Annotated in this window: 13 protein-coding genes; 7 read left to right on the plus strand and 6 right to left on the minus strand. The window is 66.1% G+C overall.

Annotated elements, in window-relative coordinates:
- Positions 1–53: 53 nt before the first annotated feature.
- The gene (locus tag OG326_RS15950; protein ID WP_327145413.1) at positions 54–1,274 is read right to left on the minus strand and encodes an MFS transporter; all 1,221 of its coding nucleotides are present in this window, start codon (positions 1,272–1,274) and stop codon (positions 54–56) included.
- Positions 1,275–1,713: 439 nt separating this feature from the next.
- Here OG326_RS15950 and OG326_RS15955 point away from each other — a divergent pair, with 439 nt between their 5' ends.
- Positions 1,714–2,121, plus strand: coding sequence for a DoxX family membrane protein (locus tag OG326_RS15955; RefSeq protein ID WP_327145414.1), 408 nt, complete (start codon positions 1,714–1,716; stop codon positions 2,119–2,121).
- Positions 2,122–2,173: 52 nt separating this feature from the next.
- Here OG326_RS15955 and mhpA read toward each other — a convergent pair whose 3' ends face one another.
- From mhpA to OG326_RS15970, 3 genes are read right to left on the minus strand one after another with little or no spacing between them, the layout of a single operon-like run.
- Positions 2,174–3,739 carry a bifunctional 3-(3-hydroxy-phenyl)propionate/3-hydroxycinnamic acid hydroxylase MhpA gene (mhpA, locus tag OG326_RS15960; RefSeq protein WP_327145415.1) on the minus strand — a complete coding sequence of 522 codons (1,566 nt, stop codon included), beginning with the start codon at positions 3,737–3,739 and terminating at the stop codon, positions 2,174–2,176.
- 10 nt (positions 3,740–3,749) lie between these two features.
- Entirely contained in the window at positions 3,750–4,673 is a 924-nt protein-coding gene (locus tag OG326_RS15965; protein ID WP_327145416.1) for a VOC family protein, read from the minus strand.
- A 32-nt stretch (positions 4,674–4,705) separates the two neighbouring features.
- A complete protein-coding gene (locus tag OG326_RS15970; RefSeq protein ID WP_327145417.1) occupies positions 4,706–5,560 on the minus strand; it encodes a fumarylacetoacetate hydrolase family protein in 855 nt (284 codons plus the stop codon).
- Positions 5,561–5,707: 147 nt separating this feature from the next.
- Here OG326_RS15970 and OG326_RS15975 point away from each other — a divergent pair, with 147 nt between their 5' ends.
- From OG326_RS15975 to OG326_RS15985, 3 genes are read left to right on the plus strand one after another with little or no spacing between them, the layout of a single operon-like run.
- On the plus strand, positions 5,708–6,391 hold the full coding sequence (locus OG326_RS15975) for a GntR family transcriptional regulator (protein WP_327145418.1): 684 nt from the start codon (positions 5,708–5,710) through the stop codon (positions 6,389–6,391).
- 15 nt (positions 6,392–6,406) lie between these two features.
- Positions 6,407–7,165: a CoA transferase subunit A gene (locus OG326_RS15980; protein WP_327145419.1), complete on the plus strand. Its 759-nt coding sequence runs from the start codon at positions 6,407–6,409 to the stop codon at positions 7,163–7,165.
- Between the two features lie 48 nt (positions 7,166–7,213).
- Positions 7,214–7,861, plus strand: coding sequence for a CoA transferase subunit B (locus OG326_RS15985; protein ID WP_327145420.1), 648 nt, complete (start codon positions 7,214–7,216; stop codon positions 7,859–7,861).
- A gap of 3 nt (positions 7,862–7,864) precedes the next feature.
- Here OG326_RS15985 and OG326_RS15990 read toward each other — a convergent pair whose 3' ends face one another.
- On the minus strand, positions 7,865–8,455 hold the full coding sequence (locus OG326_RS15990; protein WP_327145421.1) for a carboxymuconolactone decarboxylase family protein: 591 nt from the start codon (positions 8,453–8,455) through the stop codon (positions 7,865–7,867).
- Positions 8,456–8,495: 40 nt separating this feature from the next.
- Complete coding sequence (locus tag OG326_RS15995; protein WP_327145422.1) at positions 8,496–9,257, minus strand: IclR family transcriptional regulator; 762 nt, start codon at positions 9,255–9,257, stop codon at positions 8,496–8,498.
- Positions 9,258–9,464: 207 nt separating this feature from the next.
- Here OG326_RS15995 and OG326_RS16000 point away from each other — a divergent pair, with 207 nt between their 5' ends.
- The 3 genes from OG326_RS16000 to OG326_RS16010 are packed head-to-tail and all read left to right on the plus strand — an operon-like array spanning position 9,465 to position 12,606.
- A complete protein-coding gene (locus OG326_RS16000) occupies positions 9,465–11,075 on the plus strand; it encodes a bifunctional 3-(3-hydroxy-phenyl)propionate/3-hydroxycinnamic acid hydroxylase (protein WP_327145423.1) in 1,611 nt (536 codons plus the stop codon).
- A 26-nt stretch (positions 11,076–11,101) separates the two neighbouring features.
- Positions 11,102–11,674 carry a VOC family protein gene (locus OG326_RS16005; protein ID WP_327145424.1) on the plus strand — a complete coding sequence of 191 codons (573 nt, stop codon included), beginning with the start codon at positions 11,102–11,104 and terminating at the stop codon, positions 11,672–11,674.
- Complete coding sequence (locus OG326_RS16010; RefSeq protein ID WP_327145425.1) at positions 11,671–12,606, plus strand: fumarylacetoacetate hydrolase family protein; 936 nt, start codon at positions 11,671–11,673, stop codon at positions 12,604–12,606. Before OG326_RS16005 ends, OG326_RS16010 begins: the two co-directional genes overlap by 4 nt.
- Positions 12,607–12,672: the final 66 nt, after the last annotated feature.

The following is a 12,672-nucleotide window of genomic DNA, read 5'->3' on the forward strand; positions in this document are numbered from 1 at the left end:
GTTGCCACTTCCGATCTTGCCCCGATTCCGCGGAAATCCGTGGTTATCGACCTTCAGTCGTGGCGAAGCGGCTGGATCAGCGACAGCACCGCAGCGGCGAGCAGGGCGGGAATGATCAGGGCGAAGAACCCGACCCCCGAGCCGGCGAACAGCGCCGTCGCCGCACTGACGAATCCGGGACCGGCGATCGCGCCGATGCGTCCCACACCGGCGATCGTTCCGAGGGCGGTACCGCGCAGTTCGGCCGGGAACGAGCCGGCGATGAAGCTGTTCAACAGGTTCTGCGTGCCGAAAGTCCCCACTCCGGCGAGTGCTGACATCAACAGCATCAGCCAGGTCGTGCCGACCGCGCTCAGGGCCAGCAGCGCCAGGCAGGCGCAGCCGAGACAGACGATTGTGGTGATCTTGGAATGCCCCCGGTCCGCGATCAGGGCCGCGGACACCGTTCCGGCGATTGCGCCGCCGTTGAACGCGACGGTGAATCCGAGCGCGGAGTGCAGGTCGAACCCGCGGTCCACGAGCAGGGTGGGTAGCCATACCGCGACGCCCGAAACCAGTAGCAGCACCAAGATGCTCGTGAGGGAGAACAGCACTGTCGGTCGCCACCACGGCGCCGCGCGCAGGGCGCGAAGCGGCGATCGGGGGCGCGGGGCCGTCGATGCGAGGGAGTTCGGCAGGACGAACCAGGTCACGGGGATCAGGATCAACGCCAGCATGCCGATCAGGAACAGCGCCTGGAAGCTGTGCCGATCCAGGAGGGCGCGCCCGGCGAACGGAACGATCAGTCCGCCGATCGCGACGCCGCACTGCGCGACGCAGATATGAAACGAACGCCGATGCGGCGGAGCGGAATCGGCGACAAAGGTGATCGTGAGGATGGTGAGGGCGCCGGTCGCGGTGCCGGTCAGCGTGAGCCCCGCGGCGAACAGCCCGAGATTCGGCGCCGATCCGCTGATCGCCATTCCGAGAGCGGCGAGCGCGAGTCCGATCAGCGTAGGTGTTCGCCTGCCCCAGGTGTCGCTGGCGCGGCCGGCGAGGATGCCGCCGATCGGCATGCCCAGTGAGAGCACGCTGCCGAGCATGCCGAGGGTGGCCTTCGTCGCGCCCCACTGTCCGGAATCGAGCAGAGCGGGACCGGATGTCCCCAGTGCCCCCAGATCCCAGCCTTCGATGACGAGGATCGCGGTGCCGAGCGGGAGCACCCAGCGTGCGTTTCTCGCGTGGGTGCCGGTCGCGCTGGAATCGTTTATCGCCGAGGTGTTTTCGATGCTCACGGTGAAAGGTGCCTCTCTTGCCTGACCGGCGCGCCGCTGCGTCCGAGGCCTTGGACAGGACACTCACCGTCGCCGAAAGGCTGTGTCCCCGAGATCGAAGCTGTGTCCCGCGAGATCGCAGGGGAGGGGTTCGCGACGATCGACCATGTCGGTTGAGTGTTCTGTGAGACAGAACATAGAACCTTCAGCAGAACAGTACAAGGCTTGACGTGGGTCGCAATATCTGTCTACTGTCCGGTGCGTGATCTGCTCTGCAGAACATTGCATGCCGATGCGCCCTCGCCGCGCCCACGTGAGCGGTCACGGCTGCCGAGGGCAGGCAGCGGCATACTGGTCGATCGTGGAGTCGGTGCGCGGCACTCGAACAGCCGCGCGCCCCTTCGCCGAGCCGAATTGCCCATGGCGGCAACCACATCCGTGACGAATCGAATGGAACTTCATGAACCTATTGCGCACCGCGGCCCGCGTCCTGACGGGGTCGACCTATGCGGTTCTGGGCTGGGAAGCCGCACGTACGCCGGGCCAGCGCGTCGATATGGCCGCGAGCACTCTGACAGCGGTACGCAAGGTCGTTCCGCTCCCTGTCGATGACGAGCTCATCGTCCGTGGCAATGGCGCTGCTCAGGCGGCGGGCGGCGCACTGCTGGCCCTGGGAGTCCTGCCCAGGCTGTCCTCCGCTGTCCTGGTCGCGTCGCTCGTGCCGACTACCTTTGCCGGCCACGCTTTTTGGAATATCGAAGACCCGACCGCCCGCAAACTCCAGCGGGTGCAGTTCCAGAAGAACCTCGCCATGCTCGGCGGCCTCGCGTTCGCGTATCTCGACGGACGACCCACCCCGCGAAGCTGATCCGGCGATCACCCGGGCACGGCTCCGTCGGGAGCCGGCCCGGATGATGCGTTCAATCCGCCAACTGCCTGCGAAGTTGATCGATCAGGTGCCCCAATTCGGCGGCGGTGCTTGCTGTTCCGTAAAGGTAGAAATCGGGTCTGATGATCGCGGCGATATGCCCGTGCGCACGAAGGTGCGGCAGGTAGCCGTCATCGACGTCCGCGTAGGTGCCGGACTGCCCATCGGGGGTGAGGGGGACCACGACGGCGTCGATACTGTCGAGGAACGCCCACTGATCGTCGTCGAGCGCTACGTCCGCGACGGGGCCGTCGGTCAGGATCCGGAAGCCGGGGCCGGTGAGATCGTCGAGCAGTCCGGTGTTGCCACCGTGCCGGACCCGGTGCTGCGGTGTCAGATGTCCGACACCGGGAGCTCGCTCGCCGTCCGGGCCACGCTGCAGTATTCCGTCGCCGAGCACCGGAGGCGCCGTGGGCGGCAGCACCCGGGCCGGATCCGCGTCTCCGGCGATCATGCGCCGATCACGTTGTGCCGCAGCGTCTTCGTCGAGAACGCAGATGACTTCCCCGAGTGCCATGGACATCTCGATGGCGTGGCGGACGTGGGTGGAGCGTTCGGAGGTATAGCTGTCGAGCAGGTCCGGCCCCGCGGCCCCGCGCAGTACCAGGTCCAGTTTCCAGGACAGGTTGATCGCGTCCCGCAGGCCCGAGCACATGCCCTGCCCGGCGAACGGCGGCATCAGATGGGCGGCGTCGCCGGCCAGCAGGAGCCGGCCGGCGCGCCAGGTGTCGACCCATCGGGCCTGGAAGGTGTACACGGTGTGCCGTTCGATCGTGGTGTTGCCGGGATGCCGGCCCCACGGTTCGAGCAGCCGCCAGGCCGTCTCCGGGGTGTTGAGATCGGCGACGGTCTCGTGCGGGAGTCGCAGGAATTCCCAACGGCGCCTTCCAGGTCCGCCCGACACGATGGTGGTGGGACGGGAGGGGTCGCACAGCTGCCAGTTCATCGGAGACCATTCCCGCTGCTCGTGCGGGACGGCGTCGACGATGAGCCAGTCGAAGAAGAAGCCGAGATCGGTCATCTCGGTGGACATCTGCTGCCGGACGAAGCTGTTGGCTCCGTCGGCGCCGATCACCCAGCGCGCGAGGTGCTTTCGTGACGGTGAACCGTCGACCGCCGCGGTGAGTCCGATGTGGTCGGGGTGTTCCTCGAGATCGATCACCTGGTTCCCGCGCAGGACGGTGACCGACGGGGTCGACTCGGCGGTTTTGGCGAGCACGCGTTCCAGCTCCGGCTGGGAGAAGAAGTTGGCTGTGGGCCAGCCGCTTTCGCCGATGCCGCTCCAGTCGATCCGTACCAGCGGATCACCCTGGCCATTGCGCCACTCGTAGAAGTCCGGCACCGGATCGGTGACCGCCAGCACCTCCTCGGCAATGCCCGCGGCCTGGAAGATGCGCCCGATCTCGTGATCGAAATGCACGGCCCGCGGTTTGTCGTAGGGCTGCGGCCAGCGTTCGAGCACCAGCACGTCGTGGCCCTGGCGGCCGAGCAGAATGGCGAGCAGCTGGCCGACGGGGCCGAAGCCGACGACGGCGACGTCATGAACCTTGTCCGACATGATCTTTTCCCTATTCCGCGTGGTGTGCGCCGGTCATCAACGCGGCCAGATCTTCGGGGTGCAGGAACGAGGGCGGGGGCGGCGGACCCCAATTGAACAGTCCCCGAGCGCCTTCGAGTGTCTCCGGCGTCCAGAGCTGGTCGTCGATGATGGAGTCCATATCGGAGTAGTACTCGGAGAAGTTGCCGGCCGGATCCTTCAGGTACCAGAAGAAATTCGATCCGGCATGATGTCGGCCCAACCCCCATACGTGCCGTTCAGGGTTGCCTTCGAGCATGGCGGAGGCGCCGCGGCCCACCTCGTCGATATCGTCGACCTGCCAGGAGGTGTGGTGCAGGAAGTTCACCGGCGCGTTGAGCACCAGGACGTTGTGGTGATCGGTGGAACAGCGCAGGAACGCACCGTGGCCCTTGATCTCGTCGGACACCTTGAATCCCAGTCCGTCGGTGAAGAATCGGCGAGTGGCCTCGAAATCGACCGATCCCATCACCACGTGACCGAGCTTGCGCGGGCGCACCGGGCCCTCCCGCAGGACACCCGGGGCGCGGCTGCCCCGGCGTTCGATGCGGCCCGGCCCGTTGTACGCGGTGGCCGCCGCGGCGGGCTGCGTGAGCCGGTCCTCGATGCGCACGATGGTCCGGAATCCGGCGATCGGTTCCTCCGCCATCACCGATTCCTCGCCCCGGTACACCCGCAGATCCAGCGCGCGCAGCCGGGCGGCGACGGCGTCCAGATCGTCGGGAGTGTCTGCGCCGAGGGTGATTTCGACCAGGCGCCGGGTAGCGGCCTGCACCAGCCGCAACTGATCACCGCCGTCGCTGGTGCCCAGCCAGCCACCGGGCCCGGGGGAGAGGCCGAAATCGGTGTAGTAGTCGCGGGTCGCGATCGGTTCGGGTACGCCGATCGTGACCGATGACAGTCGGTGCAGCGCCATTGCCTAGCTCCTTGCCAAAAACGTTGTGCTGATTAGTTGTCGGAGACCATCACGTGGCGCATCTCGCCGACGCCGCGCACGTAGCTCACCAATTCGTCACCGGGAGCGAGGAATCGCTGCGGGGTGCGGCCGATGCCCACACCGGCCGGGGTGCCGGTGAAGAGCACATCGCCGGGCAGCAGCGGGGTGATGGCCGACAGCCGCGCGATGAGCTCGGGCACCGGGAAGACCATGTCGGAGGTCTTGCCCTTCTGCATCTGCTCGCCATTGATCAGGCAGCCCAGTTCGAGGTCGTCGGGATTCTCGAATTCGTCCGGGGTGACCAGCAGCGGGCCGATCGGTCCGAACCCGGGGAACGACTTGCCCATGCTGAACTGTGCCGCGGGGCCCACCGTCTGCCGGACGCGCTCGGAAAGATCCTGTCCCACAGAGATTCCCGCAATGTGACTCCAGGCCTCGGCGGCGGCGATCCGGTATCCCGGACGGCCCACCACGACCACCAGTTCGACCTCCCAGTCCACCTTGCCGGGCGGCAGGGTGACGGTGCCGTACGGTCCGGCCAGTGAGGTCGCGAACTTGGTGAATACCGGCGGTTCCTCCGGCACGTTGAAGTTCGACTCGGCGGCATGGTCGGCGTAGTTCAGGCCGATCGCGAAGACCTGGCGCGGTTGCGGCGCCGGATTGCGGAACTCCGTGGGCGCGATATCGGCCAGTCGCGGACCGTCGGCGGTCTCGAGATCGTCGCAGAACCGGAGCAGTTCGTCCCAGCGGCCGTAGGCGTCCTGGATTCGTGTGCTGAACACGCCGCCGCTGACCTGCTCGATGTCGATCACGGCATCGGACGCGGCGACGAACTTGAGTCGATCGGAAATATTGGCGAACCGCACGATGCGTACTCCCTGAAATTCGGGGGACGGAGGCTCTCCGCCCCGGTTGATGTGCACTGAATCACTTTCGAAAGTAGCGGGTGAGTTTCGACAATGCAATACTGTTTCGTATGGTGCTACCGTGATCGCATGGCGATGAGCGGCGGAATGACTCGCACAGACGGCGCGTACCAGGCATTGCGTGCCGATATCCTCGGCGGCCGACTGGTTCCCGGGGAACGGCTCAAGTTCCCCGACCTGTCGGAGCGGTACAGGGTGAGCGTCGGCGCCACCCGGGAAGCACTGACCCGGCTGGCCGGCGAAGGACTGGTCACGACGAAGGCGCATCAGGGCTATCTGGTGCGGCCGCTGTCGCACGAGGACCTGGCCGACCTGACCACGGCGCGTGTCGAGGTCGAGTCGCTGGTGCTGAAACTGTCGGTGCTCGAGGGTGATATGCGCTGGGAAGCGGATGCCGTTGCGGCACACCACCTGCTGGAGCGCACCCCGTTCCGGGATCCGGCCGATCCGGATCATCCCAGCGACGAGTGGTCGGCCGCGCACGCCGCCTTCCATATCGCGCTGCTGGCCGGTTGCCGCAATCGCCGGTTGCTCGACACCGCGAAGGCGCTGCGGCAGGAGGCCGAGCTGTACCTGCAGTGGTCGGTGTCCTTCGGCAACGAGCCCGAGCGGGACCTGCCCGCCGAACACCGGGCGCTGCTCGACGCCGCGATCGCTCGCGAACCCGACCATGCCCAGGAACTACTGCGTGATCACATCGCGCACACCGCGCAGCTGTTGATCAGCTGCGCACTGGATGAACCGAATGCGGCCGAGGCCGATATCGAATAAGGAGATACGCACGTGATGGACAAGACGGTGACCGATCCCGCGGCAGCGATTGCCGCTATCCCCTCCGGTGCGACACTCGCCGTCGGCGGATTCGGATTGTGCGGCATCCCCGAGATTCTCATCGAGGCGCTGCAGGAGTCGGGGGTCACCGATCTCGACGTGGTGTCCAACAATTGCGGCGTCGACGACTGGGGTCTGGGAAAGCTGCTGGCGGCAGGCCGGATTCGCCGGATCACCGCGTCCTACGTCGGTGAGAACAAGGAATTCGCGCGCCGGTACCTGGCCGGGGAGCTCGAAGTCGAGCTGACTCCGCAGGGCAGCCTCGCCGAACGGCTGCGCGCGGGCGGCTGCGGCATCCCGGCGTTCTACACCCCCGCCGGCCTGGGCACGCCCGTCGCCGACGGCACGATGCCCCTGCGGTACGCCGCCGACGGATCGGTCGCCCTGCACGCACCGGCCAAGGAGCTGCGGACCTTCGACGGCCGCGACTACATCCTGGAATCCGCGATCCGAACCGACTTCGCGCTGGTGCACGCGGCCATCGGCGATCGTCACGGGAATCTCGTATTCAATGCTGCCGCAGGCAATTTCAACGCATTGTGTGCCATGGCAGGCCGAATCACCATTGCGCAGGTCGAGCGCCTGGTGGAACCGGGCGAGATCCCGCCCGGCCACGTGCACGTTCCGGGCGTCTTCGTGCAACACGTGGTGCCGGTCTCCGGCATCGACAAGCGCATCGAGAAGTTGACCGTGCAGCAGCCGGTCGCTGTCTGACGACATCGTCGTCACCCCTTCGATTCTCCGAACAAGTGAGGAACACCCATGCCCTGGACACGCCATGAGATGGCCGCTCGCGCCGCGCGCGAACTGACCGACGGCCAGTACGTCAACCTCGGCATCGGCCTGCCGACCCTGGTCCCGAACTATGTGCCGGACGACATCACCGTCATCCTGCACAGCGAGAACGGGATTCTGGGTGTGGGACCGTATCCCGTTGCCGGAGAACAGGACCCGGATCTGATCAATGCCGGAAAAGAGACTGTCACGCTACGGTCCGGTGGCAGCTACATCGACTCGGCCATGTCGTTCGGCATTATTCGGGGTGGACATCTGGACGTCGCCATCCTGGGCGCCATGCAGGTCTCGGCCGCCGGCGATCTCGCCAACTGGACCATCCCCGGCAAGATGATCAAGGGCATGGGCGGGGCGATGGATCTGGTGCACGGCGCCCGCCGCGTCATCGTCCTGACCGAGCACAGTGCCCGGGATGGCAGTCCGAAAATCGTTGAGCAGTGCACGCTTCCGCTCACCGGCGTCGGTGTGGTCCAGCGCATCATCACCGATCTCGCCGTGCTCGATGTCACCGGGACGGGCCTGCATGTTCGTGAAGTCGCGCCCGGGGTGACCATCGACGAGCTGCGTGCCAAGACCGGTGCGCATCTGGAGATCGCGGAACTTCTGTCGGCGTGAGGGTTACCCGCCGGCCGGGGCAGCGGTCGGATCCGGCTTCGGGGGCGGCGTCTGCGCGAGGTTCATGACCATGGCCAGCGTGGAGTAGTAGCCCGCCGTAACCGTGAGATCGATGGTCGCCTGAACACCCAGTCGCGCCACGGCGTCCTCGTATGTCGCATCGCTGACCCGATTGGCGCGCAAGGATTCGACTACCACCCGATACGCCGCTGATTCGTCGGCGGTGAGTCCGGTGGGCGTCGTGCCGCCCGAGATCGCCACGATCACCGTTTCGGCCACACCTGCCGCGCGGGCCAGCGGCAGATGGTAGTTCCATTCGAACTCCTGCTCTCGCTCGTGCGCGGTGAGCAGGACGGCCATCTCGAAAAGCGCTTTGGGAAGCGGGCTTTCGAACCGCAGGTACGCGCCGAGCTCCTGTAAATGCTCCATCGCGACGGGACTGCGCAGCAGCGGGACGAACGGGCCGAAGACGCTCCCGCGCGGCCCCGCCGAAATTCGCTGCACGGCCGCCTGCTGCTGCGGTGTGAGTTCATGGTCCGCGAGCGGAGGCAGGCGGTCGGGTCGCTGCCGGGCGTCGTCCGATGTCGGGTGCATGAGCTCTCTTTCGAGTGGTGAACGAGGGGATCCCGGATGCTCAGCCGATCCGATTGCCCAATTCCTGTACGCCCCAGCGCAGTTCGGTGACGAGTGCTTCGAGCTTGCCGGAGGGCAGCCGAAACGACGGGCCGGACAGTGCCAGTGCCCCGCGGACGGTGCCGCGGCTGTCGCGCACCACCGCGCCGACGGCGGTCAGGCCGTCCTCGGACTCGGCGTGGTTGGTGCCGAATCCACGCTGCCGGATATCGTCGAGCTCGTTCTCGAGCGCGCGCCGGGACCGGAAGGCCTCGGCGGTGCCGCCGGTCAGCTTCGACGCGGGGTAGCGGCGGCGGAATTCGGCGGGATCGAGCGCGGCGAGCAGGGCCTTGCCCGCACCGGTGGTGTGCGCGGGGGAGTGCTGGCCAGCCCGCAGTCCGGCCCGGATCACCTGCTTGCCCTCGACACCGTCGATGAAGGCCAGTTCCGTGCCTTCCAAAGTGGTGAGATGCACCGTCTCGCCGGTTCGTTCGGCCAGCTGCTCCAGGACCGGGCGCGCCGCAGCCTTGAGGTCGCTCGCGCCCATCACCGCGACGCCGAGCTCCACCAGTGCCGGGCCCGCACCGTAGGCCTTGGTCGCGGGGTCCTGGCGCAGCATGTCCCGGGCCTGCAGGGTCGTCAGCATGCGATGGGCGGTGGAGCGGGCCACGTCCAGATCGCGGGCCACCGCGGTGATCCGCAGGGCGGGTTCGTGCCTGAGCATCAACAGGATTCGCACCGCATTGTCCACCGATTCGATCGGATACCCAGCGGGTACAGCCACGACCCCTCCTCGTCCACCATCGATCACCGTGTGCAGGTTGTTCTGCTGACCAGAACGTACACCTGCGAGCGCAACATTTCAAAGCATTCGCCCTTGACGACGTTGCGTATAAGTAACTACTGTGCAGAACATGATCCGCACAGCAGAACACAGGCGGTGCGGCCGGAACCTTCCGTGGTTTCCGCGCAGAGATCGGAATCGAAACAGATGAATCAACCATCAGTGCAGGCGGAATCACCATTTCGCGTGGTGATCGCCGGCGGTGGGCCAGTCGGATTGACAGCGGCGAATCTGCTCGCCGTCGCGGGTGTCAGCGTCATCCTCGTCGAGCGCAACCCGTCGACGAGTGACGAGGCCAAAGCCATCAGCATGGACGCGGAATCGTTGCGCGTACTGCACGGGTTCGGACCGGGCGAGCGCCTCGACGCCGTGATGGCCCCGGGTACGGGTGTGCGGTTCTACGGCCGCCGCGGGCAACGGCTGTTCCAGGCCCGCGGCGCGACCCCGTATCCGTACGGGTACGCGATCAAAAGCCAGTTCTCGCAACCGGAACTGGAGCGGGTGCTGTTCGAGCAGCTGCGCGACAGTGACAGCGTGCAGATCCATATGAGCACCGAACTGCTTTCCTATCAACAGGATTCGGAAGGCGTCGAGGTCACGGTCCGGCATGCCGGCGGTATCGAGAACACGCTGCACGCGGACTACCTGCTCGCCTGCGACGGCGGTCGCAGCGCAGTGCGCAAACTGGCCGGAATTCCCATGACGGGCAAGAGTTTCGATGATGTCTGGCTGGTCGTGGACACCGTCGGCGATGCGCACGACGACCGGTGCAGCATCCACGTCGGCGATCCGGACCGGCCGCACGTGATCGTGCCGGGCGGTGAGGGCCGCTGCCGGTACGAGTTCCTGTTGCGACCGGGGGAGGGCACCGCCCGGGAACAGCCGTCCTTCGAGCTCATCCAACGGCTGCTGGCGCCGTATCGCACGATCACGCCCGAGCAGGTCGAACGCTGTGTGAACTACCGGTTCAGCGGGCTGGTCGCCGATCGCTGGCGGGATCGGCGGATATTCCTGCTCGGCGATGCCGCGCACATGATGCCGCCATTCGCCGGCCAGGGCCTCAATTCGGGTATTCGCGATGCCGCCAACCTGTGCTGGAAACTGGCACTGGTCGGGCGCGGGTATGCCACCCCGGCGCTGCTGGGTTCATATGAGGCCGAACGCAAGCCCCATGCCGAGGTCACCGTGCGCGCCTCCGTCCGGCAGGGCCGCGTCGTGATGACCACCAACCGTCCGGCAGCGCTGCTGCGCGACACCGTCGCGACCCTCATGCTTCGAATACCGCGGGGGCGCGCGTTTCTCACGCACCTGAAATATCTGCCCAGGCCGAGGTTCAGCACCGGTGTCGTGCTGCGGGACGGCTCGAGCGCCGACGAACTGGTAGGCGTCGCGCTGGATCAGCCGCAGGTGCTGCGACCGGACGGCACGATCCGGAAACTCGATTCTGTGCTGGGCGAGGACTTCACTCTGCTCGGCGTCGATGTCTCCGAGGAGGATTGGGAGCAGGTGCTGGCTGCGCTGCCGCCGCTGCCGATCAGAAGCGTCGACATCGTCCTCGGCGATCGGCGCCCCCGCTCCAGCGGTCCGCGAGTAGCGGTGGGTGATGCCGACGGCGAGCTGGAAACGCTCTTGCAACCGGCCTCGGGTCGTTTCGTGCTGCTGCGTCCGGACCGCTATGTCGCCTGCGTCTTCCCGGCCGATCGCGCCGGAGAGACCGCCGCGTCGCTGCGGCGACTGCTGGCGCCCCTGCGCGGGTAGCTGCCCACTATTGCGAAAGGTAAATGATGACAACCGATTTCACGCCGGCCATCGCCGAACTCGGCCATGTCGGCATCCGCTGTCACGATGTGGCGCGTCAACTCGAGTTCTACACCGGCACCCTGGGGCTGACGCTCACCGATCATGACGAGAAGCTCGGCGTCTGGTTCCTGTCCGCGCGGCCGGACACCGAGCATCACGAGGTCCTGCTCGCCTCCGGCCGCACCGCAGGGCCGGATGTCGGTCTGATCCAGCAGGTTTCGTTCCGCTGCGACTCACTCGAGAGTGTGATCGGATTCTTCCGCCGCTTCCGTGAGCAGGGCGTCACGCTGGACATGGTGGTCTCACACGGCAATGCCGTGGGCGTGTACTTCTACGATCCCGAGGGCAATCGCTGCGAGGTCTACTGGCAGACCGGACTCGAGGCGCGCCAGCCGTTCATCGAGCACATCGACCTCGACACCGATACCGATCAACTTCTCGAACGCATCCGCGAATCCGTCGCCCGCTACGGCGACACGGGCTTCACCGCGTCCTCTTACGTGGAATGGACCCGCACGAACAACGAGAAGGCAACGAGCGCAGGAGAATCCGAGTGAAACTGACCCGCATTCGCACCACCGGCGGCACCGTCCGCGTCGGCATCGTGGAGGACGACGGTATCCACCTGCTGAAGGATATCGACGATATTCTGCCGCTGCTCAACGATCCCGACAGGTCGCTGGCGGACGCGGCGCTCGCGCAGGGCGTCACCGGTGAGGTCGTGGCTTTCGAAGGCGTGCAGTACCTTTCGCCGATCGCCACGCCGCCGACGCTGCGTGACTTCTATGCCTTCGAACAGCATGTTCGCGCGGGGCGGGCCTGGCGCGGACTGGAGATGGACCCGGACTGGTACCGGATCCCGGTCTTCTACTTCTCGAATCCCTACGCGGCCACCGGTAGTGGTGACATTCCGATTCCGCCGGGAAGTGCGAAGTTCGACTTCGAACTCGAGGTGGGCGCGATCGTCGGCGGCCACGGCAGGGACCTGACCCCGGCCGAGGCGGAGGGGCTGATCGCCGGCTTCTGCATCCTGAACGACTGGAGCGCACGGGATCTGCAGAAGCGCGAGATGACGCTGTCGATGGGCCCGGTGAAGGGCAAGGACACCGCTACCGGTCTCGGGCCGTGGATCGTGACCCCGGACGAACTCGAGAAATACAAGGAGGGCACCGGATACCGACTCTCGATGCGGTGCGATGTGAATGGCAAGCAATACACCGAGGCCGTGTGGTCCTCTGTGTATTGGTCGTTCGCCGAAATGATTTCTTATGCGTCACGCGGTACCGAAGTACGTCCCGGCGACATCATCGGCAGTGGTACATGCGGCACCGGATGCATCAACGAACTCGCGAATACCTACAGTCTCGAACAATATCCGTTCTTACAACCCGGCGATACCGTAACTGCTTCGATCGAAGGTCTCGGAGTTCTCGAAAATCGCATTGTCTCGGGTGTTCCGGCGATTCCGCTGCGTGACGGAACCATCTGACCGGCAACCTATTGCGTATTGCCAAGGAGCCCCGCGGTCCATTCGGACCGTAGGGGCTTCTTGCTA

The sequence above is a fragment of the Nocardia sp. NBC_01327 genome (assembly GCF_035958815.1).
Taxonomy (GTDB): Bacteria; Actinomycetota; Actinomycetes; order Mycobacteriales; family Mycobacteriaceae; genus Nocardia.